19 protein-coding genes and 1 pseudogene are annotated in these 21870 nt (G+C 52.8%); 12 read left to right on the top strand and 8 right to left on the bottom strand.

Features of this window, described 5'->3' with window-relative positions:
* Nucleotide 1 precedes the first annotated feature (1 nt).
* A complete protein-coding gene (locus AACH55_RS18275; protein WP_044529394.1) occupies nt 2-301 on the bottom strand; it encodes a hypothetical protein in 300 nt (99 codons plus the stop codon).
* A gap of 610 nt (nt 302-911) precedes the next feature.
* Here AACH55_RS18275 and AACH55_RS18270 point away from each other — a divergent pair.
* From AACH55_RS18270 to AACH55_RS18250, 5 genes are all read left to right on the top strand, one after another.
* Complete coding sequence (locus AACH55_RS18270; protein ID WP_181464901.1) at nt 912-1775, top strand: hypothetical protein; 864 nt, start codon at nt 912-914, stop codon at nt 1773-1775.
* Between the two features lie 87 nt (nt 1776-1862).
* On the top strand, nt 1863-2705 hold the full coding sequence (locus tag AACH55_RS18265) for a tyrosine-type recombinase/integrase (protein WP_258398672.1): 843 nt from the start codon (nt 1863-1865) through the stop codon (nt 2703-2705).
* A gap of 117 nt (nt 2706-2822) precedes the next feature.
* Nucleotides 2823-3683, top strand: a complete 861-nt coding sequence (locus AACH55_RS18260) for a site-specific DNA-methyltransferase (protein WP_112068488.1) — start codon at nt 2823-2825, stop codon at nt 3681-3683.
* Nucleotides 3684-3694: 11 nt separating this feature from the next.
* The gene (locus AACH55_RS18255) at nt 3695-4666 is read left to right on the top strand and encodes an XcyI family restriction endonuclease (protein ID WP_338716076.1); all 972 of its coding nucleotides are present in this window, start codon (nt 3695-3697) and stop codon (nt 4664-4666) included.
* Between the two features lie 238 nt (nt 4667-4904).
* A complete protein-coding gene (locus AACH55_RS18250; protein ID WP_220087884.1) occupies nt 4905-6848 on the top strand; it encodes an AAA family ATPase in 1944 nt (647 codons plus the stop codon).
* An 85-nt stretch (nt 6849-6933) separates the two neighbouring features.
* Here the strand turns inward: AACH55_RS18250 and AACH55_RS18245 are convergent, their stop codons facing one another.
* Nucleotides 6934-7275 (bottom strand): helix-turn-helix transcriptional regulator, encoded by a 342-nt coding sequence (locus AACH55_RS18245; protein ID WP_338716075.1) that lies wholly within the window; start codon nt 7273-7275, stop codon nt 6934-6936.
* Nucleotides 7276-7590: 315 nt separating this feature from the next.
* Here AACH55_RS18245 and AACH55_RS18240 point away from each other — a divergent pair.
* A pseudogene (locus AACH55_RS18240) lies at nt 7591-8690 on the top strand (IS3 family transposase).
* A 54-nt stretch (nt 8691-8744) separates the two neighbouring features.
* Here the strand turns inward: AACH55_RS18240 and AACH55_RS18235 are convergent.
* Both AACH55_RS18235 and AACH55_RS18230 read right to left on the bottom strand, forming a co-directional pair.
* Nucleotides 8745-9314, bottom strand: a complete 570-nt coding sequence (locus AACH55_RS18235; RefSeq protein WP_338716074.1) for a hypothetical protein — start codon at nt 9312-9314, stop codon at nt 8745-8747.
* 94 nt (nt 9315-9408) lie between these two features.
* A protein-coding gene (locus tag AACH55_RS18230; RefSeq protein WP_338715475.1) for an IS3 family transposase occupies nt 9409-10643 on the bottom strand; the annotation gives its coding sequence in 2 pieces (ribosomal slippage) (nt 9409-10283 and nt 10283-10643; 1236 coding nt in all).
* 336 nt (nt 10644-10979) lie between these two features.
* Here AACH55_RS18230 and AACH55_RS18225 point away from each other — a divergent pair.
* Nucleotides 10980-11309, top strand: coding sequence for a hypothetical protein (locus AACH55_RS18225; protein WP_338716073.1), 330 nt, complete (start codon nt 10980-10982; stop codon nt 11307-11309).
* On the top strand, nt 11221-11601 hold the full coding sequence (locus AACH55_RS18220) for a hypothetical protein (RefSeq protein WP_338720344.1): 381 nt from the start codon (nt 11221-11223) through the stop codon (nt 11599-11601). The genes AACH55_RS18225 and AACH55_RS18220 overlap by 89 nt, the downstream gene beginning before the upstream one ends.
* Before the next feature lie 53 nt (nt 11602-11654).
* Here the strand turns inward: AACH55_RS18220 and AACH55_RS18215 are convergent, their stop codons facing one another.
* Nucleotides 11655-12092, bottom strand: a complete 438-nt coding sequence (locus tag AACH55_RS18215) for a hypothetical protein (protein WP_338716072.1) — start codon at nt 12090-12092, stop codon at nt 11655-11657.
* A 229-nt stretch (nt 12093-12321) separates the two neighbouring features.
* On the opposite strand from AACH55_RS18215, the gene AACH55_RS18210 reads away from it, so the two are divergent.
* Nucleotides 12322-12807: a hypothetical protein gene (locus tag AACH55_RS18210; protein WP_338716071.1), complete on the top strand. Its 486-nt coding sequence runs from the start codon at nt 12322-12324 to the stop codon at nt 12805-12807.
* Between the two features lie 121 nt (nt 12808-12928).
* On the opposite strand, the gene AACH55_RS18205 is transcribed toward AACH55_RS18210, so the two are convergent.
* Nucleotides 12929-15535 (bottom strand): hypothetical protein, encoded by a 2607-nt coding sequence (locus AACH55_RS18205; RefSeq protein ID WP_338716070.1) that lies wholly within the window; start codon nt 15533-15535, stop codon nt 12929-12931.
* 757 nt (nt 15536-16292) lie between these two features.
* Here AACH55_RS18205 and AACH55_RS18200 point away from each other — a divergent pair.
* On the top strand, nt 16293-16724 hold the full coding sequence (locus AACH55_RS18200; protein WP_338716069.1) for a hypothetical protein: 432 nt from the start codon (nt 16293-16295) through the stop codon (nt 16722-16724).
* A gap of 171 nt (nt 16725-16895) precedes the next feature.
* Here the strand turns inward: AACH55_RS18200 and AACH55_RS18195 are convergent, their stop codons facing one another.
* On the bottom strand, nt 16896-18821 hold the full coding sequence (locus tag AACH55_RS18195) for a hypothetical protein (protein WP_338716068.1): 1926 nt from the start codon (nt 18819-18821) through the stop codon (nt 16896-16898).
* A 230-nt stretch (nt 18822-19051) separates the two neighbouring features.
* Here AACH55_RS18195 and xopAG point away from each other — a divergent pair, with 230 nt between their 5' ends.
* Nucleotides 19052-20557, top strand: a complete 1506-nt coding sequence (gene xopAG, locus AACH55_RS18190) for a XopAG/AvrGf1 family type III secretion system effector (RefSeq protein ID WP_338716067.1) — start codon at nt 19052-19054, stop codon at nt 20555-20557.
* Nucleotides 20558-20664: 107 nt separating this feature from the next.
* On the opposite strand, the gene AACH55_RS18185 is transcribed toward xopAG, so the two are convergent.
* The gene (locus tag AACH55_RS18185; RefSeq protein WP_338716066.1) at nt 20665-21171 is read right to left on the bottom strand and encodes a hypothetical protein; all 507 of its coding nucleotides are present in this window, start codon (nt 21169-21171) and stop codon (nt 20665-20667) included.
* A gap of 300 nt (nt 21172-21471) precedes the next feature.
* On the opposite strand from AACH55_RS18185, the gene AACH55_RS18180 reads away from it, so the two are divergent.
* Nucleotides 21472-21798 (top strand): plasmid stabilization protein, encoded by a 327-nt coding sequence (locus AACH55_RS18180; protein ID WP_338716065.1) that lies wholly within the window; start codon nt 21472-21474, stop codon nt 21796-21798.
* The last annotated feature ends 72 nt before the right edge of the window (nt 21799-21870 follow it).

The raw sequence follows: 21870 nt of genomic DNA, 5'->3' as shown, positions 1-21870 counted from the left end.
ATCAGGTACGGATCAAACGCCCGTTCTTGTACTGGAAAATCGTATGCAGGATATAGCCATCGTAGTCCATGATCCGCGCCACCAGTTGGCGCATGGTCTTGCAGAAGAATTGACGTCCATCCGGTCGCGTCCAGATGAAGGCCGCGCCCTTGCGCATCAGATTGCGGACATACAGCGTCAGTCGCAGTTGCTTCCACGGCGGGACAAAGTTGGAAGGGGCCAGCGCCTTACGCGTGCGCTTGAAATGCGCGAAGTAGGGTTGATACGGGAAATGCAGCAGGGGCAGTTCTGGTTGTTCCATGATCGCGCCTTCGAGGTGGTGTTAAAGCTGACCGGGTTCCTAGATTCGGAGCCCTCCGTAAGACCGGCGGTTTTGGTCGTTTCGACTCCACCGCCTGCCGCCGTTTTCCTGAGTTCTTCGCCCGATGATCGAATAGACGGCGCATGAGGCTTTTGCCGCAAGGGGGAAGGTTTGTAAAAGCGCGGTTGCTGGCGCTTTTATGAATACCCCCTTGCGGCAAAAGACGCGCCGGCTATCGTTCATCGAAAAGGCGGAGAACTCTGGAAAACGGTGGCGGGTTGATCGGAGAAACGGCCTCAGCTGCCCATGAGTGCGTAGCACTCACAAGCCAGGCTTTATGCGGTTGATCAAGGGCGCTGCGGCGCTGAATAAGGACAGAGAATTTCCGTTACGCGTAACGAAAAAGAGGCGTAGCAAGATCGCGCCGACCGCAGCTTGCGAGGACGGCGCGAGCGAAGCGAGCGCCTAGACTTGTACCTAGAACACTTAAGGAAAACAGAGAAAGAACAGCCTTTTCGGCGAGTTGGAAAAGTGGTTTTGATGGACGTAAAAATACCCGGATCAGCGCGCCAACGCTGCCGGGCTCACACAACGCTACCAAGGAAAAATTGTGCTTACAGCGAGTATAGATAAGGTTGCGGCTAACGCCAATCTGAACGCTTCATTGGGTTCATATTTTGCGGGAACAGATGTACAACGTTGGAAAACGCTGACAGTGACTGAATTCCCGAATGGGATCGAGGTGTTTCTCGATGAGAACCGCGAGACCTATAGCGATGGACAGATTTTCGATTACTCAACGGAATGCGAAGAGCCAACGAAGCGTGGTGATGGCGATCATGAGAGGGCTCGGATTGTGGCCGCACGGCGGGCGAAGACGAAGGTGCGAAGGCTGGCGAAGATGCTCCAGGCAGATTGCTTGCTGACGCTGACCTATCGAGAGTGCGTGACTGATTACGCACGCGTTGAGGCGGATTTCAAAGCGTTCCGAGAACGTCTGCGGAGTGTTGGCGACTTCCATTACGTTGCGACTCTGGAAGTGCAAAAGCGAGGCGCATTACATGTTCATATCGCTTGCCAGCAATTTCCTGCGTGGCTCAAAAATGAACATGGAATACGTGTGAGAAGCTGGAACCTGATCCGCTCTATGTGGCGGCGTGTGGTGGGAAAGGACAATGGCAATGTTGATTTCACTAGACCGCGTGGCCGTAACTCGGCGCATCGCATCGCCAGCTACATCAGCAAATATGTCTCCAAAAATTTGGAAGAGGCACGCTTTAACAAAAAGAGCTATTGGGCCTCACGTGGGATTCCGAAACCGAGTCAATACAAAATCTACTTCAAGGCTGACACTGACAGTTTCGACATTGTGGTGCTCGTGGCACAGGAGTTCGCGATGCGCGGTTTTGACGATATTGCGCAATACCATGATCGGCTCAATTCGTTTTACTGGTTCTCGGCTAGCAAAAGCTAGGGTTTCAGTGTTGAGGAATGTTGAGGGTTTCCGGGCGTCAAGGGCGGTTAGTATTTTCCCGTTGCATGAGAGGTTAGGGGGCAAATAGTGGTAGCTAATAAAACCTGGGATGACGCTGTTGAACGGTGGCTTGCAGATAAGGCTGATAAGCGTTCGTTGAAATCTGATCAGTCAAATATTCGTTGGCTTAATGAGGTTCTTCGCGGGATTCCGCTTGCAAATATTGATCTCGCGATTGTAGATTCTTTGCGCACGAAAAAGATCGCTAGCGGCGCATCGAACGCAACGGTTAATCGTATGCTTGCGTTACTTCGAGCAATTTTACGTATGTCTGTCGTTGAGTGGGAGTGGATGCCGTCGGCTCCTCACGTACGTCTACTGCGCGAGCCGACTCGCCGCGTGCGGTTCTTGTCTCCCAAACAAGCTGTTCGATTGCTTTCTGAGCTTCCGCCACATTTGGCCGCAATGGCTGCCTTCTCACTCGCTACCGGTCTACGTAGAGCGAATGTGACCGGATTGCGCTGGGAGCAAGTGGACATGAAACGACGCTTAGCGTGGTTCGACGGGCAGGATATGAAAAATGGTAACCCGCAAGCCATTCCGCTGAACGATGATGCGATGCGAGTACTGCTATCGAGGCGCGGTGTGCATCCAATTTACGTTTTCACATATAAAGGCAACAAAATTGTTCAAGCGAGTACGGCAGCTTGGTATAAAGCTTTGGTACGTGCAGGAATTCAAGACTTCCGTTGGCACGATTTGCGCCATACGTGGGCGAGTTGGCATGTCCAGAGCGGAACGCCGCTTCTCGCCCTTCAAGAACTTGGCGGGTGGGAGTCTGCAGAGATGGTACGCAGATATGCCCATTTTTCTCACTTGAACTTATCGACGTTCGTTTCAAATCTCCCGTCTGTTGTTATCTCAACATAATTTTTCAATCCGCACTCAGAATTTTTCTTTTTGGAAACATTTTTGAGTGCTGTCGGACGGCTTAAACATTCTTCGGGTGTATCATGACGGCTGAAAGTTTCAATATCATCCAAAAAAATGCGAGCAAGTAAGATTTCTAAGCCTGGATATTTGGCGCTTAACGATTCAAGTATCTTTGAAGGGGATGCGCTGACGATTCTTCGCCGCTTGCCCACCGAATCCGTTCAATGCATCGTCACCTCTCCCCCTTATTGGGGACTGAGGGATTACAACGTTGCTGATCAGATTGGCCTTGAGCCCACGCTTCCGCAATTTATTCATCGGCTGCAATCTGTTTTTGCAGAGGCACGCAGAGTGTTAAAGAATGATGGCGTTTTGTGGCTCAATATCGGAGACGGCTATACCAGCGGAAATCGTGGTTGGCGAGCGCCCGATAAAAAAAACCCCGCCCGTGCTATGGGTGTGCGCCCAAATACACCAGAAGGTCTAAAACCGAAGGATCTGATGGGGGTGCCTTGGCGCTTGGCCTTCGCTCTTCAGGACGACGGGTGGTTCTTACGCGCCGACATAGTTTGGAACAAGCCAAACGCTATGCCAGAAAGCGTGAAGGACAGACCGACGCGGGCACATGAGTACATATTCATGTTTACCAAGTCCGAGCAGTACTACTATGACCGAGAAGCGGTTTTAGACCCCAATGGGCGCAATTGTAGGACTGTTTGGAATATTCATACTTCACCCTTCGCCGGTGCTCACTTCGCCACGTTCCCACCTAAATTGGTTGAGCCGTGCATCAGAGCGGCCTCAAGGCCCGGCGATTTTGTTCTGGATCCATTTTTTGGCTCCGGCACAGTTGGTTTGGTTGCTGAGCAGCTGGGGCGTCGATATGTTGGTCTGGAACTTCATCCAGAATATGTTTCACTTGCAGTATCTCGGCTTTCGGCCGATGAATTGTCAGTTATTCGTGTGGCAGCATAAGAGGAAAAACATTGTCGCAATTTAATTTACCTGATCCGACTTTACAAATATCGTTTGCGGCTTCGTTAGCAGAAATTAGGTCGCTCCATCTTCAGGATGCTCTTCTGGCGACGGTTCGGGAATTGGAAATCCCTGCTATTGATTTGGAGCTCGGAGATTTTGTCCCAGCCCATTGTCTTTCTTTGTTGGCTGGTCACGGTTTGAGAGGCGAGGTCTTATTTCCGGTCCCTTCCATTCTGAGAGCCTCTCCTAATTTGCTTGGTTATTACCGAATGCTGTATGGTTTCAGCCAAAAAGAGTTCTATACAAAAGCTACAGGGTTCGCGCCACTTAAAGCGCTCGAGGTGCGTGGCGTTATAACTGCAAAGAACTCGGCGTTGTTGCAGGAGGCTTGCGAGTCTTTATGCGAAGCAGGGGTTCTTTTGTTAGCAGGAATTGGTACGCAGCAGTTGAGCTTGGAGTTGCTCAGTGATTTGACGCTGCTAACTCTAGGTCCTCAATTGCGGGGCGGGGCCAATGTTCGGCGCGGAGCCGCTGGAATTCGGATTGTTTTTAATTCGATATTTGAAATTGTTGAGTCGCATGTAACGAATAGCGATATAAATTCTATCGAGCTTAAAAATGCGGCGGGGCGGACTGTACTTATCCAATTCGCTGCTGATCCCGACATTATCATTCAAGAAGAAGTTAGCGCCAATTTACGGCGTCAGTTAATCGCCATTGAAGTGAAAGCGGGCCGAGACTTTTCAAATATCCATAATCGGCTCGGGGAGGCGGAGAAGAGCCATCAAAAGGCCCGAGCCGAAGGCTATGCTGAATGTTGGACCGTTGTGAATGTAGATAAAATGGATTTGGCTTTGGCGCGCCAGGAATCACCTTCCACTAATAGGTTCTATAAGATATCTGATCTGACGAAGGCGACCGGCTCAGATTATTCTGATTTTCGGGATCGCATTATTTCTTTAACAGGCATCCCTACTTGAAATCAAGAAATGAAAAAAGCTCGCTTAGGCGAGCTTTTTTTGCCCGTTCTGGATTTCTTATAGAAATGGCCTCACCTGGTCTATAGTAGGTTTCAAAAGATATTGCGATGGATCAGTTCCGTATAAATTTGGCGAAGCATGTAAAGCCAAAATGAAATTAAAATTAATTGCCAGATCAGCATGTCAATGGTGATGTCAGGGGTTAGAAAAGGGCGCCATAAATTTCAAAGGGGGGATCGTGAATAATAGATCGAAGTTGGTGCGTATCTCAGTACGCAATATTGGGTGTGTGGGGCCTGAGGGCGTGGAAGTCGCGTTAGACGATGTGGTCTGTTTGGTCGGGCGTAACAACGCCGGTAAGTCAACCATCTTAAGGTCTTATGAGCTGGCAAAGGGAACGCTTCCTTTTACAGTAGCTAGAGACAGGTACCAGCACGCTCCTGACGATGAGCCATCTGAAATCTTTCTCGACGTGCATATCCCCGATGGTATTGGTAATGTCGACCCTAAGTGGAAAGAAGACGTTGATGGCTTGCGTATAGTACGCAGTCGCTGGCAGTGGTTTGCGCCCAGTTTTTCCCAAATTCGCTCTACTTGGGACCCTTCTGCAAATGGTGGTTCAGGTGGCTGGGCCGAGGACGCGAAGGCAGGGGGGGCTGATCCTGTTTTCCTATCTAGATTGCCGAGGCCTATACGTATTGGCTCGCTAGATGACACGGCAAAGATGGAGGAGACTCTTTTGCAGCTTGTTTTGGCACCGTTGATTAGAAGGGTCGAAGAAGAACGGTTGAATAAAGAGTCCCGGCTCGCGCACGCTATATCTGATATTGCTAGTCAAATAGCTACGCTGAGTGCTGAGCATACCGAGCATTTCCAAAAAGTTTCAGATCGTGTTACTAACGGGTTTCAGAGTATTTTTCCTTCGCTACATGTTCAGTTGAACGTTAGCACCCTCCCCCTATCACCTAAGCTTGGCGATTTATTGAAAAATGGATCAACGTTAGACGTATCCGACGATAGGACGAAGACATCTCTTCATCATCAGGGCACTGGTGCTCGGCGTGCTTTATTTTGGGCGATGGTGCAAGTACATAACGAACTCAGCAGGGATGGTGAATTGAGAGCTGAATATCGCGATTCTCTGTTGAAAGGCATTAAAGACTGTGAAGCCAAAAAAAAGAAGAAAGGTGAAGATGTTGCCGCTCAAGACAGTAAAATTGAGGAGCTGCAAGCAAAATTGCGTGCTCATGATGCAGGTGGGGCGATTCCGGTAAGTGACGACGATCCTGCATTCCCAGGTTATCTTCTTCTTATAGATGAGCCAGAGAACGCGTTGCATCCGATTGCTGCACGGGCGGCGCAGCGGCATCTGTATCAGCTTGCGAGTAACCCTGACTGGCAAGTAATGCTTACTACGCACTCCCCCTACTTCATTAATCCGTTCGAGGACCATACTACGATTGTGCGTCTCGAGCGATCTGGTGGTTCGGATGGGGGCGTCACGCATCGGACCTATCGTTCCGACTTGATTGGATTCAATACTGAGGATAAGCGTCGCCTTGCAGCCCTCCAACATATTGATCCCAGTTTTTCGGAAGTTTTTTTTGGTTCTTACCCAATTCTCGTCGAGGGAGATACCGAACATGCCGCGTTTATATCTTCTATCGTCGAGACCGACCACGCTCTTTTGAACCAGATAACTATCGTACGAGCCCGAGGGAAGGCTATTCTTGCGCCGCTAATCTCAGTTTTAACTCATTTTAAAATCAATTTTGGTTTGCTTCATGATGTGGATCCGCCGTATAAGAAGGACGGTTCTGCGAATGGCATGTGGACAGAGAATATAAAGATTTTGCAGGCTGTTCAGCTAGCTCGAGAGAGTGGCGTGGAAGTTCGTCATCGAGTGAGTGTTCCAGACTTTGAACGCTTTTTAGGAGGGGAGGAGGAGAACAAAGACAAGCCTTTGAGTGCCTATCTTGCTATAGCTGGCAGTAAAGAGCTGCAAGCGAAGGTTCAGCATTTGCTTACGGAATTAATGTCATCTTCTGATCTTGAGCCATTCAGTAGCGAAGATCCGCAGTGTGTGGATTATGATGGTTGGTTACGAACGAAGATTGCTGCCTGGGCCAAGGGCCATGGACTTGGTGAAGAAATTCGTTTTGCTGGAAAAGGTGATGCGTGAGGATTTAATGCAGTAAGCGCCAGTTTCTTCTGCAGGCGTTTGTGTTTGTAATTCACGCATGAAAAAGCCCGCTTGCGCGGGCTTTTCAATTAGTGAAATTTTTACGTCGTAACTGCCTAAGGCGTTGCCGGGATTTACTGATTCGTGCGATTTGATTACGAATCAGTTGCTCTACCAACTGAGCTACATCAGCTGAAGGAGCGCGATTATATCCTTTTCTTTTCTCTTCTTCTAGTGCAAGTATTTCAAACATTTCTCCGTAGCTGACTCCAGCCTCGTCCGCCATCTTCTTTGCTGTCGTGTAATCCGGCAAGCGTTGCCCCTTCACATATCTATCTAACGTCGCCTGCGGCAAGCCCCACTGCTTCGCGGTTGCGTTCACGGTGCGCCCTTTGAGTGCGCGAGCGACGATTTCTTGATAACTCATGGCAATTTCCTCTCGCAAAGTTAAACCGTCCGGATTAGCCTGACTAAACCATTTTGGGTAACACCGTCTGGAGTTACTCTATTTGGCGTAACAATACCACACTCCGTTCCTTCCTCCATTTGTCGAGTAATGGATAGAGGTAGGGCGCAATAAGTGCAGTTAGGGAAATAATTTCCGGTCACTAACTTTTTATCCCGCCCGCTAAGGATTCCTCGGCCTAGTGGTCATCTCCTTGAAGAGAATTACCGTGACCTGAGACGAATTTTGTAGCCACCGGATAAGTGAGTTCTTTATGCTAACGCCAAGGAGAACTCAATGAAGAAGAGATTTACGGACGAACAGATCATCAGCATCTTGCGGGAGGCGGAGAGCAAGGAGATTGCGACGGTAGATCTGTGCAAGCGCCACAACATTACTGAGCAGACCTTTTACCGCTGGAGAAACAAGTTTGGCGGTATGGATGTCTCGGACGCCCGGCGGCTCAGAGAGCTTGAGTCCGAGAACGACAAGCTCAAACGCATGGTGGCGGAACAACTGCTGGTGATTGATGGCTTGAAGGAGTTAAGCCGAAAAAAATGAAGACCTTCGCGGGCCGGCGCGAAGCGCTGGAAGTCCTTACTCGTCGGGGGCTGTCGCAACGCAAGGCATGTCGTTATCTGGAGCTGAGCCGGCGGGTAGCAGGTTATCAGTTGCTACAACCCGAAAAGGATCGGAGCCTGACGCAGCAGCTCATCGCGGCGTCGCAAGAGGTCCCTCGCTTCGGCTACCGGCGTATGTCTGCCTAGCTGGCCTTGGGCGAGTCCCGAGTGCGACGGCTCTGGAGCGCTCTAAAACTGGGCATTCCACGAAAGCGGCCTCGCAGGCGTCGATGCGGCAACGATATTCGGTTGCCTGCAGCAACCAAGCCTAATTCAGTCTGGAGCTACGACTTTGTTCATGACCAGATGGTGGATGGACGCTCGTTGAAGATGCTGTGCGTGATCGATGAATACACCCGGGAATGCCTGGCCATCGAAGTTGCTGCCAGTTTGCGTTCCCAGGACGTCATCCTGACGCTCTCGCGATTGATGCGGTTACATGGAAAGCCGGCCTACGTAAGGTCGGACAACGGCGCAGAGTTCACAGCGGCCAAGGTCATGCGATGGCTGCGGGACGCCTCAGTTGGTCCGGCCTTCATTGCGCCAGGCAGTCCATGGCAGAACGGATTCGAGGAAAGCTTCAATGGCAAGCTGCGTGACGAACTGCTTAACCGGGAGTGGTTCCGCAGCCGGGCAGAAGCGAAGGTGCTGATTGAAAGATGGCGTCAGTTCTACAACGAGCGCAGACCGCATAGCGCACATAACTACCAACCTCCAGCTACGGTTCGTCGAGCCTGGTTGGAATCGAATATGATCGACAACCGACTCACTGCCTGACTGGCTACAAATTACCGACGCAGGTCAGCTATATGAAATCTGGTAGGAAAAGAATCAGAAATTTTGAAACCCGATGCGACGTCTACGTCGCCTAGGATCTGATGTTGGCTCATCCACGATAACAGGCATTGCGGACATTGTGTTATCCGTTTCAACGACGTTCTGCCCTGCATTTTGGCTTGCGGTTCCCGACCAACCTAGTCTAACCATTTCTTGTTCTAACTCGGTGCGAAGCGAGGCCCATTCTGCTGCCAGACGTGTCATATGTTCGTCAAGAGTACTCGGTTCTAATCGCAGTTGCTGATGATGTTCGCACTGTCGGATTAGGTCTTGGGTCTGATTAAACAGGTTCCGCTGAAGGACGGAAATCCATGTGGAAGCACCTTGTGATACAAACGCCTGCTGTTCCTCTGTCAATCCGATTTCAGATGTCCGAAAGGTCACTAAACGTGCCTGAAATTCCTGTGCGGTTATTTCTCGGTGGGCGTCGGAATTTGGTTCATAAGTTGCGCCACTTGAGCTGCCAACGCAAAGATTTCCCATCTGTTTTCTCTCCAAAAAAATACATCTGTATAGACGCTGGAGATATGTCGCAGGGAAACGCGCGATGGTTCCAATGATCACCTTGTATCTTGATTGACTATTTGCTGTCTGCTGCTGCGCATGGAAAAACAGCGGTCTTGTAGTTGCCCCCGCAATTCAGGACACTCAGACATCGTTAAGTTACTGATGCTGCAGCCCGTCTGAACTCGCGAGGCGAGCGGTATTTCAGGGCCTTGTGCGGATGGCGCTCATTGTATTGCTCGAAGGCAGAGGCCAGATGCGTGAGCGCCGTAGGCACATCGGGCTTGTCCATGAAGGCGATGTAATCATGCTTCATCGTTTTTACGAACCGCTCCGCCATGCCGTTACTCTGTGGCGAGCGCACGGGCGTGGTCAAGGGCTCCAATCCCAGCTCGCGAGCGAAGCTGCGTGTGCGATGGTCGATGTAGGCCGAGCCGTTGTCGCTGAGCCATTCAATCACCTGTGGAGTCTGCGTGCTTCCAAACCTCTGCTCCACGGCGGCCAGCATCACGTCGCGCACGACATCCCCGCTATGCCCACCGGTAGTGGCCGCCCAGCTGATGGCTTCACGGTCACAACAATCCAGTGCAAACGTCACTCTCAATGCAGCCCCGTCATCACAACGGAATTCGAAGCCGTCCGAACACCAGCGCGCATTACTTTGCTTGACCGCTACGCGACCATCGTGGCGTCGATTGTCGCGTCTCACACCAGGTCGGCGCAGCAGCAACGCGTGCTCTCGCATGACGCGATAGACCCGCTTATGGTTCACGCACGCTTGCCCCAGAGATTCCCGGCTACGTCGCAGCAAAGCCCAGATGCGGCGATAGCCATAGCTCGGCAAGCTCGCGACATACAGCTCAATCTCTTCGAGCAAGCCGCTGTCGCCGACTTTGCGAGCACTACGGCCATCTCGCCATTCCGGGCTCCGGGCTCGTTTTACTGCCACTGCAGAGCGCGCCACACCGAGAACGTCACAGACCACTTTCATTGGTCGTCCTCCGGCAGCAAGGGCGAGCGCGCAATCAGGTTTTTTGACCGGCCCCATTCGACGGCCTCGCGCAGAATCTCGTTCTCCATGGTCTTCTTGCCCAACAGCCGCTGCAGTTCTTTGATTTCCTTGATGGCCGCGGCCAGCTCCGAGGCCGGGACTACCGTCTCGCCAGCCTTGACGGCGGTCAGACTGCCTTCCTGGTACTGCTTGCGCCAACCAAACACCTGGTTCGCGTTCACCCCGTGTCGCCTGGCAACGGCTGATACGGAAGCTCCAGGAGCCAAGGTCTCCTGGACGATGGCTATTTTTTCTTGGGGCGTGCGTCTTCTGCGACGCTCCGGCTCGGTCAGAATCTCGATGTGCTCCACGGTTTGCCTAGTCGTAAAACTGGTCATAAGACTATCCTCTATTTTAAGAGAGTCTTCGTGTCCTGAGATTCAAGGGGCTATTCCAGGTCTGACTATTCGTGATACCTGATCCTCATTTTTAGCCTGTCATGGCCTTATCTTTGTTCGCACGAGCGACAAGGTGCTTTTGCCGTGTTTCTTCTATATTGTTCTTGGCAGTAAAGTTTGGCGTCGGCAGATTTTTTGTAATTTCCCTTCGATCTTTTAATTGCTCAGGCAGAAAAGCCCGCTTCTGCGGGCTTTAATTATTGGAATCCTGAACGATTGAATTGTCTGAGGCGCTGCCATCTGATTGAAATCGTCTCCGTCCAAGAATCCTCCGGCGTGAGCCGCAAGACCGGTAATCCCTGGAAGATGTACCGCGCCCAATGCGTCGTCACTGGCGGCGACAACGGCGCAAAGGTTGGCGAACTGGTGCTACCTGATTCGCTGAAAGACACAATCCCCAGGGTGGATCAGAGTTTGATTACCGGTACCGTCGCGTCCGGCGACATCCGGACCGACGTTCTGGCCATCGGTACGTGTGCGCTCTGGTGCCGCTGGCCGCTTCGCAGTTGGTCAGAATATGCCTGTGCTGGGCGCGATCAGTTGTTTGGAGAATGGAAGCGCTCCGGTTCAGTCGGCGGAGTATCGAAGTTCGGGCCCTATCTTTGATCTGAAACCGATTGTGCGGGAATCGGTAGTGGATTTGACAGTCGGCCAGCAGCTATCAAATTTCATCGTCACGCAAACCGGCGTCAACAATGCGCCCACGCTGACCAACCGCGAAGTCTGCACTTCATTGTCGGTCGCGGACGGTGATGTCGTCATTATCGGCGGGCTGGCGGAGAACCGGGAAAGCTCCGGTCGCGCGGGCTTTCCGTTCCTGCCCGGTTGGATGCGCTTCAATACCGGCCAGAATGAAAAGACGGAAATTATTCTTATGTTGCAAGTTAAAAAGCTGTAAAGCGCCCGTAGTTAACAGGCACTTTACAGGGACTAAGCTGTGAAGCTAAGGTTTTAGCGGTCGTTCATGGTGTCCTTGTAGCGCTTTAGAACCTCTGGTACATCTAGTTCATCAAGTTTGTATTCTTTAAAAATGCGAGGAGGGACTTCGCCTTTGTCTACGTATTGTTTGATCATTGAGGAGTAGCCTTGTCGCGCGAGTTTTGCCATTTCGCCGGCGGCCTGCCTGATATGCAGTTTTGCTTTATTTAGTTCCTGCTCCAAGGAGTAGACCTCAATTGGCTCAGGTGCTCGGCTGGCGTAGCTACGCTGAAGCGTGGGTTCAGTTGGAACTTCGAAGCGAACTCGACGATTGGTGTCAGGGATGCGAGTGCTCGGCTGCCAACTGCTGCTGCTCGATTCGCCTCGCGGCGATTGTGCCTTCTTGCTTTCATTGTCACTGTCACTGCTGTCGTAGAACTCAAAAGTGGGTTTTGGATAAATGCGATCCATTTTTTCTCTCATTAGTAAATGTGGGCATTTTCAATTCGAATGCCAACGTGTAAAACGGCAGGCGTTGTTCACTGCCGCAACCTATACGTTCAGTGACAGGCAGTAGTGCGACAGTTCCGTACAGAATGGACAGAAGAGATGCACGGTGAATCTGTCGGTAGGAAGAAGGGGGGCTAAATCATATTTGAATATGCCATCCAATGAGTATTCTCTTATTTGAGGAAGAGTAATGTTAAAAAAGTTAGTCTCGATGCCGTTTGACAGTGCTGAGATGCCGCTTGGATACTATGTATTTTTGATGTCCTTAATATCCGTGCCGCTATCATATTTGGCATCTTATTTGGCGGTCAGTTTTTGCACTTGGCTTGGTGTAGATACTTATCCCCTTCTTCCTCACTTTACTTGGTCAAGCCAATATTGGTTGTGGGTAGCGTGTCTTTTCGGTCCTATGATCGAGACTCTTCTTTTAGCACTAGGGGTCTCAGTTATTTCCCGCTTTGTCGAAAACAGCGTGTTAGTCGCAGCGATTTCAGCCATGGTATGGGGTGTGCTGCATGGTCTAAGTGCACCCCTGCGGTTTATTGGTACAGCGTGGTCTTTTTACGTTTTTTCCGCAAGTTACATTGCTCGTCGCGGCAGCTCCTTCGTTGTCGCATTTGCCGCTGCGGCTGTCCCGCATATGATTCAGAATTTCTCAGTTTTTGCCTTGCGATAATCTGCTCTCTGCCAAACGGTATCGTGCCGGGTAATTCCATCGTGTCATGTTGACCGATGTGTGTTCGCTATCGGCCAGCAGAGGTAAAAAAGCCCGCTTCTGCAGCCCGCTTCTGCGGGCTTTAGTTTTTGAAATCTGCATCGATTGAATTGCCTGTATCACCGCTTGGCTTCCCAAGAACTGCCCGCTCGTAGGGCAATCGCGCACGGATGCGCAGATTGTGTTCACCCGGTCCGAGCAGCTCCGTCATGGTCTTGCTTGCCTGCGCGGGCAGCGCCTTGAGCATCTCGGCATAGCGGGTAGCGGTCTGTGCGTCAGGCGCATGCTCTTCGCCACGCAGATAGGAAATCGACGGGCGCGCGACGGCCATGCCCGCAGAGACCGCCCATTCCACGGCGGTGCCGGCGCTGGCGCCGACATACTGTCCTGCCGTGGAGAGCCATTCCCCCGTGCGGGACGCCAGATGACGAACCCCGTCGGGCATGGTCGCGCCGATGCGCGACGGCAGATCGGCCAGTGCACGCAGCCCGATCCGCCCGCCATTCCTGAGATGGCTTGCGCCCTCATAGACCGGATGGATCATGGCACCACCCAACATCGCCACAGTCTGTTGCTGCCATTGGCGCAAGCCTTCTTCCGAGATCAGCCGGTTATCCAGCAGGAACTGCACCGCCATGCGTCGGCTCCGGACTCCGCCGGGGCTGTCCTGCGAACACGATTGCATCACTTCCGCCAGGCGGGTCCGCAGCTCCTGTTCGTTGGCGCGGTTGGAAATGGCGCCTGTGATGGTCATCCAGAGAAGTTCACCCGGGCCGAAGAAGACCGTATCGAGCGCAAACGAAATCGCCTGATTCATCCCGGGAATGAGCGAAATACCTCCCTGCACGACGCCCGAAAGAAACTCCATCGGCACCGACAGGCGTACCGCCAGCGCATCAGGCTCGTTGTTGAGCTGTTCCTGGGTCATATCCCAGACCGCCCGCTTGACCTGCTCCATGTCGCTGCGATCGAAGGCCTGAGTGGCATCGAAAGGATTGTGCTGTGGCCAGGCCAGTTGCCGCTGTTCGAGTGCTTGCAGAACGGCTGCCTCGGTCTCGGCCGCCACCTCGCCCATCTTGAGGAAGAATCCTGAACTGCACGCGAGGCTGGATACGGGAGATGTCACCGCGACCTTGAAGCCTGCCTTGAAGGCATTCACGGCACCGGCTGGCTTCCAGATCTCGATGGCCTTGTCGGGCCAGGAGAAGATGCCCGAGATGATCCCGGCCGGCACTGCGAACGAAGCAGAAGAGGCCATCTGCCCCATCATTGCAGAGGCTTTCGCAGCGACCGTGCTGAGCCCTGACTTCAGATTGGCAGCAGTCAGCTCTGCCAGACCCTGTTCTATCCTCTGTTGCGACGCCACCAGCGCCCCGGCCAGCAAGACAGTACCAGCCTCGGCACCGGCGTTCTCGCCAGCCTGCGCAGAGACCTGATCAGTGGCATCACTGGCCCTGGCTTGCAGCGGCGGCTCATCGTCGGAATCATCGTCGGAGTCATCATCACCCAGCACGGCATCGAGGATGGCGTTGTCGAAGATTTCCCAGCTACCCAGTTGCCAGCTGGGATCGAATGTCATCAGGAATTTTTGCCAGGGTGTGGCGACCGACAGGAGGTCTTCGGATACGTCCGAAAACAGTTTCTGTGCCGTGTTCTGACGATCGAGCCCGCTTTCGCGCTGCACTTCTGCGGGGATCATGCTGCGGTTGATGACATTGTTGAGCATCATCATTCCCAGCGAATAGACCGCGCCGCCGATCATGCTGCCGCCCAGCGCCCCCCAGCTGTGCTCGATCCGGCCCGCCTGATAGCGCGCATGAATCAGCGCCTGACCTGCGCGAAAGTCAGCATGGGAAGGATCGGCCAGTTCCAGACGGATGGCCTCACCGAGTGCGTCGAGCGCGACGTCATCGGCTGTCGCATGCACCGAGATATCAGGTATCACACTCGAGAGGCGGGCGTAATCGTCATGACCAGTTTTCTCGTCCCAGAGTGCCCCTTGCTGGCGCATACCTGCGAGGGCGGCACTGAAAACGCTGATGCCCTTGAGGTCGAGCACAACGAAGTCCTCTTCAGCGCCGCTCGAAGGCGCATGTTCGGTCGCTGCCGCCAGCACTTCGTCGCGACGACGCGCTGCATGGTCGCCATCCTTCCATACCAGCACCTGTTTGACTTTGAAGCGTGATTGCAGGTGACGATATTGCGCATCCATTGACGCGCCCATGCTGTAGCGCAATTCAAGCGTCTGTTCTGGTGCGAGTTCCTGGTACAGATGCTTCATCCGCTCCAGAAATGCCGGAGAGCGGTTCAGCTCTTCGACCAGACTGCTCAGGGCCGCGACATCACCGGCCGCGCCGGTGCGCGCAGCCGCCAGGCGGCCGCTGGCGGGATCGATCACCAACTGGCAACGCAGCACAGGCCACTGCAGCGGTTCATGTTGGCCATCGATGTCGATATGCGCGGCGACCTGTTCGTTATCGGCCCGGGCCAGCGTGATTTCCGTGCTGGAGCTGAGCTGCTGCGCGCGGATGCGCTGTTCGTGACTACGATCCAACATGGCCGCAGCAGTTGGCAGCGAGGCCTGTGCAGGCGCATCGGCAGCACCACGCTGATGTGCGGCAATATCGTCGAGCAACGGATCCAGGAGGATATTGTTGCCGGCGCTTGAAGGAAGAATGTGGTTGTTCATTAAATGGTCCAATAATATTTTTATGGGAAGCTCCGCCTTTGCAATCTGGCTCACTAACCGGATCGGATGCGGACTACTCTGCAGTTCAGATCACTGCTGTAAGAGGGCAGGTCACGAATCTATATCGTGCTTGCAGGGGGAGGCTAGTGGTCAGTCCGGACAAGCACGCGTCTGCGGCGAACGGGAAAGATTCGCCGGCATGAGCACATCTGAGCGCAAAAATGGGTCAAGGGGGGCATTCCCTTTTTTTGCTGTCGACGTCGCGAGGCTTGCAGGACTTATCGATGAAATCGACGTCGCCCTGAGCGAGGATATGTAGACAGCGGAAGACTGCTGGTTCCACAGATCAATACCGTCGCCGAAGCAACCGTATGGGCGAACGAAAAATTTTCCGTAAAAATAAGAAGCGTTTGAAGGCAGAAAATGCGATAGCGATCCGCCTCGTCGATCAAGACTTGCTTCCCCGTTTTTCAAACTTTTAAGTATATTGATCCTGCTATGCAGGACGAAGAAGTGCCCGATCTGCGGGCTTTTTTATGGAAATGGGGGGTAATTGAATTACCTGAGGCGCTGACGGGATTTGCTGATTCGCAGGATTTGATTACGAATTGGATGTCATGCTGCTTCACCAGGATTTCTTGGAACTCCAGTTGCATTAGCTGCGACAGATATCCCGAAAGAAGTTTCTTTTTCCCGTCTCGGGCGTGTCTGATCTGGCGAAAGGTTTGGTATGGGTAATTGTATTGGTGGTTCGCATATGTCTGCTTCCGTTGATGCGACGAATGCCGGTAATACTTCTGAGTTGTCTGATGCTGATCGTTTAGGTGGTGCGCTGGAGCGCTTTCAACGGGTGATCGGGCTCACTCCCGAGCAGCAGGCATTCATGGAGAGCGGAGCGGAACCTCGCCTCAGCATTTCGTTTGGTCGGCTTCATCGTGCCACTAACATCTTGTTGGTGCAGGTGCGAAGCCATCATCATTTTTTGGTGAACGGAGGTATTCATCCCGGAACAAATCCTGGGCAGCTTGCTGCGGAGATGGAAGGGCAAACCAGGGAGTGGGAGCGGATGAGGGAGGAAGTGGAAGCTGCAATGAATAATCCGCAGCAGCCTTCTGTTATCGTGATCAATCCCTCTGAAACCTTCGACCCTCGCAATATATCTCGTCGGATTGGCAATCAAACATTTTGACAAAGGAAATGGCCCGCTAGCGCGGGCGTTCTTATTGAATTCTGGATTGCCACAACTGTCTGAATCGCAGTAAATGCGATAGAGCTCCGCCTTGCCGACCAAGGCTTACGTCCACGATTTTCGGATCTAAAGTTCAGTCAGATATCGCATCCATATTGGGTGCTCCCAGTCTTACTCCAGGTAGATCTGTGGAGGATTGATACGCCTTCGTACGGCATCTACGGCTGCAATTTCCTCATCATCTATTTCCGGATTTTCACTAAGGTCCACGTGCATCAGCTTCGAGTGCATTACGCCGTTGGCGATTTGTGTTGCGCCCACGTTACTGATCTCGTTACCTAGAAGGCTAAGGTAGGTCAATCGAGAGCCTGTGAGTGCTTCGGCCAGGGCTGTAGCGCCATCGTCGCGCACAAAATTCTCGCTTAGATCAAGGTTGGTTAATCGGGACAGAGGCAGCCGCGCTGCCAGCGCGTTCAGTCCGGCTGACGATATCCTATTGGCCGCCAGTGAAAGCCTCAGCAAGGTGGAGTTTTCCAATGTCGACGTTAGCGCTATCAGTCCCTGATTTCCGATGCCATTAGCGTCAAGAGTAAGATCAGTCAGCTTCGAGTTTTGTAAAGCGCGGCCTATGATGGCTGCGCCCGCGTCTCCTATCATATTCCTCGCTAAGCTTAGTTGGCGTAAGGCGGAATTCGGAATTTTTTCAGCAAGCGCTCTCAGTCCGCTAGTAGTTAAAGCTGCACCATCTAGATGAAGAGCCTCCAGTTTGGAGGATGACAGTGCGTCCGCGAAGGCACTGATGCATTCGTCTGTCAGGTGCACTTCATCCAATGCCAGCCATTTCAGCTTCGAATGCGGGAGTGCATCTGCAAGGCCAAGTACACTTGCTCGGCCCAGACCGCACCGGCTCAGCTGCATGGATGTCACCGCGCTTTCTGGCAAGACATTCACTATCGCCAGTACTCCTTCATCCGAGAGCGGATTGGTGCCAAGTTTTAAATCTGTCACTGCACTTCCCTTGATTCTTTCAGCCAATAATGTTCCACCTAAGTTATCAATCCCCGTATTGTTAATGTCCAGATTTCTGATGCGCGAACCCGGTATTGCGTTCGTGAGTGCTATTGCCGCATCCATATCTATTTCGTTACCACCGATACTCAACTGTGCGAGCGCGGATCTTTTCATCGCCAGAAATATCGCCCTGCAGCCATTTCCATCGATACGGTTGCCGCTGATATTGAGTGAGGATAGAGATGATTGCGGTAGTACTGCGGCGATCGCTGCTGCGCCTGAAGAGCCGATATGGTTTCCCGCTAAATTAAGTGATTCCATACGGGAATTTTCCAGTTTTCCTGCCAGGGCCTTCGCACCTTCCTCACCAAAGGAATTGTCCGACGCTGACAGTTCTTTCAATCCTCCCAGCAGGCGATCAGCGATCAAGAGGGCAATTTCTTGTCCGATGTGATTTTCGTCAAGGTTCAACTTCGTGATGCGTTCGTGGGGCAGACTCAAGATGAATGCCTTCAGACGTTCATTGCCTAGACCATTGAGTGCCAGATCCAAGTCAACGCTCAGCGCATCTGATCCATGACGATCAAGCGCGTTAAGTGCCATTGCGATTCCCCTGAGAGGAAGTCTGGCGGTATTCATGTATGACTTCGCGTCAATGTGCAATCTTTTCAGATGAGCTAATTGCACTGGACGGGAAAGCTCTTCTAGCGTGATTTGTTGTTCTAATGGAGAAAGCCAACTAAAAGGCACTTCGATAAAGCACTGCTCATTGAGGATAGCTACCAGTTCCTGGCGAAAACGCACGCTGCCGATGATGTTATGTATCGCCGTCCTGCTGACAGCCATGCCTACCTCCTCAACATGTTGAGTTGTCTGCGTCACGATATTGCGCATCGCGGGATTCACCAACTTGAGTCGTGCGAATTCCCGCGCGGACAATCTGGCGCGTTCTTCCGGCGTTGCGGAAGGATTGGTGCGCAAGATATCTCCACGAATGGCAGTTTGTATCTGGCCGATGATTTGGCTTTGCACATCCTCCGGTAGATTGGGAAGAGATGTTTGGCTTTGAGGCGGAATGGATCTCATGATTTGGTGTTGAATGTCTCAATTCCGCTAGGTGGTGTTGAGATGTGGATTAGTGCTTCCACGCTAGTGAAATTCCGCACAGCTCTGTGAAATCAATTTCCAGGAACTGGCTGGCTGTACTTTCTCACTCATCAGTAGTAGAGGCCTTTTTCGCGATTGGTAGCCACGACAAAATGTATGAAATGGCTTGATGGTGTCGCAAACTATCAGGCGATAACGGAGTAAAGACTATGCGATTCCCCACTCATTTATCCAGCGCTGCTTTAGAGTTGGCACAAGTAGCCCAAAGTCAGGAGCAGCGCCTGGCTGGCACAGTGCTCAAAGCTGCCGCGACCGCCACGCAGCCAACCTTGAATACTAAGAATGGCACTGAGCAGGCAACTCATTTAGGAGGACAGAAAAATGCCGGCGACGGAGGTATGCGAAATTGGAATTCAAGACGTATGAAATACGTGCTCGGACTTGCCGGGGCCGCGTATGCATACGATCAGGTGACAAACAATTTCTTTCTTTCTACAACCGCCCTGCATGATGATAAGCAAGGCTTTACCAGCAATGAGCGTTTGGACCGGGCAAACACAAAGGCGGAACATTATCTGCAACGGTATGAGAAGCTTGATAGCGAAAGCCGGGCGCGAGATTTCCGGCCGAGCGCTATGGCAAGGCGTGTAGGAAATAATCAGTTCCTTACCATGACGGATTATCGATCCGCTGTTCGTACCTACCTTAGCCGATTGGTCGATAGTGGCGACTCTTATCAATCGGTTGCAAAATCAATTGCATGTCTTAAGGGTGAGCGCGTGAAGCAAGAGAGTATCGAACGCTACCAACCTGCCTTTGTTCCTCAAGATCCTGACCTGACCAAGAGCCCTCTGTACGACAAAAAGGGGAAGTATTCCTTGTCGGGCGTTTTCAACGAAGAGACCGGTTCTACGGGATATGCTTCCCGCTCGATTACTCATCCTTTTGTGCTTAAAGGCTATTCAGATTTTGTGAAGACAATCGAGGAAAAAGGATGGACTCCGCGCCAATGTGTTGATGATCTGGAGGCGAAACTCTCGAGTAGCGCAACGCTTGACGAGAAAAGCCAGTTCGCAGCCGGGCGGGCGATTCTGAATCTGCGCCAGGTGTATGCCCATGAGCAGTATTGGGGGCATGCGGAAAATGTCATCATGAAAATGCTGGCGGATAACGGCCTTCTTTCGCTGGACGAAACTCTGAAGTTAGATCAAAGCCTGATGTTTGAAGATCCGAACAAGAGCGTGTTGACCCGGAACACAAGCGTGATGGGACCAGCTTTGCACAGATTGGAGTCGCGTTTTCATCAATGGCGTCTGCGGGATAACCCCGCTGCGTTGGAAGACTTGAAGCCGATGATTGACGCCAAAAATATAGAAAATATGCCGCTGGCGCATTTCAAGGTTAACGAAAGTTTTAATGGCTTTGAAGATAGCTCTGGCCTGGGCGACTCGTTCACATGTGCAAATGCGGCAGCTTGCATCAATCATGCTCGTTTGATGAGCGGTGAAGAGCGTATGTCGGAAGCAGACGTCATTGCACTCATTGGATGCCTTTATCCGATTTATGCTGACGCTTCGGGTATGCGGCATACCTTGCAGGAAGTGTCTCGGGGCTGCTTCGCGGGAGCGGGATATCGAATTGAAGACGCAGATCGTTTCTATGAAAAGGTCTGTAGGGAGGCATCCCATGCATTCTATGGGGGGAAGAATGCTTAGGCGCCGTTGAGCGAGCAGGTTGAGATATTGCGCCGAAATTTACCGCAGACCTGCTCCAATGGACGGCCAGCCCTGCCAACCCGGGCTGCGCCGCCCCACGGCCATGCTCAGCCGTCGATCTTCTTGTCCTCTTCCTTGGCCTCTTCCATGGCATCGGGCTCCAGTTCCTCGGCTGCGCGGTTGCAATAGATGAAATATCCCCAGGCGGCCAGCAAAACGCCGGTGCCGACCAGCAACGCCGCCGCATAGATCATGTCGGTCGCCTCTTCGTGGGCGGAGCGGAAGGTCATCACCAGGCCCTCGATGGCCAGCGCCACGATCACCACCACGAAAAACCGCGACAGGAAGCGCCGCACCCGCGTCGGCGCACTGATGTTGGCGTCGCGCACGACCTCTTCCTCCGTGATGGTCTCGGCGATCTGGAAAGCCACCACCGCCGCCGCCAGAATGCCGATGGCCTCGATCAGTGCCTGCGCTTGCGCCAGGCCCAGGCCCTCCGTCACCGCGTCAAATCCCATGCGCGCGGCAATGGCGATCAGCGCCAGCGCACCCAGCGCGAACAAGAGCGCGATCACCGCATGCACCGCGCCAAATACGACCGTGATCTGTTTCATCGTGTCCTCCCGTCTCTTTGCAATGAGCGGTTGGACTGATGAGGCGCAGAAAGGTTGTGAAGAACTGACTTGCGATATTTCCCGTCCGTATCCCCGTGCACTGCCACAACAAAGCCTTCCCACCGCATGAAAAGCAGGGCTGCTTCAGCAAGTCTTACAGTGCTTTCAGTCACCATCGGATAGCAGGCAGAAGGCGCATGGACAAAGATGAATCATCGCCAATGGCCCTCATCGGTCCATCATCCGCATCCACCATCACCCGGCGCCTTCAGGCCGGGTACCAGCCCACAGGAGGCCGTCATGCCGCAAGCCGCATGGAGCAACAAACGCGAACGCCAGTACGAACACATCAAGTCCAGCGCCGTCAAGCGCGGCACCGGTACCAAACGGGCCGAGGAAATTGCCGCCCGTACCGTCAACAAGGAGCGCGCGCAGCATGGCGAATCCAGGACCGCCAGCAAGACCTCCACGCAGGACATGTCACCGTCGCGCCGCGGAGGATTGCGCTCGCACGGCGGCGCGCAGGGCCGGACCTACAAGCAGCTCTATGCCGAGGCCGCATCGCGCGGCATCAAGGGGCGCTCATCGATGAACAAGTCGGCGCTGGAAAAAGCGCTCGCCCGTTAAATGGCAGGATCAGTCAGAACTAAGAAAATAGTCCGGTCGCGCCAGCACAAAAACTAAGTAAACGGACAGAAG

Source organism: Herbaspirillum sp. DW155, assembly GCF_037076565.1.
Lineage (GTDB): Bacteria > Pseudomonadota > Gammaproteobacteria > Burkholderiales > Burkholderiaceae_D > Herbaspirillum.
The sequence above is the reverse complement of the archived record's forward strand: the minus strand, read 5'-3'. Positions and strand labels throughout refer to the sequence as shown.

What these genes read in the sequence shown, in the direction of transcription:
- AACH55_RS18275 (WP_044529394.1), bottom strand. Translation starts at nt 301, where the DNA reads ATGGAACAACCAGAACTGCCCCTGCTGCATTTCCCGTATCAACCCTAC.
- AACH55_RS18260 (WP_112068488.1), top strand. Translation starts at nt 2,823, where the DNA reads ATGCGAGCAAGTAAGATTTCTAAGCCTGGATATTTGGCGCTTAACGAT.
- AACH55_RS18245 (WP_338716075.1), bottom strand. Translation starts at nt 7,275, where the DNA reads ATGAGTTATCAAGAAATCGTCGCTCGCGCACTCAAAGGGCGCACCGTG.
- AACH55_RS18220 (WP_338720344.1), top strand. Translation starts at nt 11,221, where the DNA reads ATGCCTGTGCTGGGCGCGATCAGTTGTTTGGAGAATGGAAGCGCTCCG.
- AACH55_RS18215 (WP_338716072.1), bottom strand. Translation starts at nt 12,092, where the DNA reads ATGGATCGCATTTATCCAAAACCCACTTTTGAGTTCTACGACAGCAGT.
- AACH55_RS18210 (WP_338716071.1), top strand. Translation starts at nt 12,322, where the DNA reads ATGTTAAAAAAGTTAGTCTCGATGCCGTTTGACAGTGCTGAGATGCCG.
- AACH55_RS18205 (WP_338716070.1), bottom strand. Translation starts at nt 15,535, where the DNA reads ATGAACAACCACATTCTTCCTTCAAGCGCCGGCAACAATATCCTCCTG.
- AACH55_RS18200 (WP_338716069.1), top strand. Translation starts at nt 16,293, where the DNA reads ATGTCTGCTTCCGTTGATGCGACGAATGCCGGTAATACTTCTGAGTTG.
- AACH55_RS18195 (WP_338716068.1), bottom strand. Translation starts at nt 18,821, where the DNA reads ATGAGATCCATTCCGCCTCAAAGCCAAACATCTCTTCCCAATCTACCG.
- xopAG (WP_338716067.1), top strand. Translation starts at nt 19,052, where the DNA reads ATGCGATTCCCCACTCATTTATCCAGCGCTGCTTTAGAGTTGGCACAA.
- AACH55_RS18185 (WP_338716066.1), bottom strand. Translation starts at nt 21,171, where the DNA reads ATGAAACAGATCACGGTCGTATTTGGCGCGGTGCATGCGGTGATCGCG.
- AACH55_RS18180 (WP_338716065.1), top strand. Translation starts at nt 21,472, where the DNA reads ATGCCGCAAGCCGCATGGAGCAACAAACGCGAACGCCAGTACGAACAC.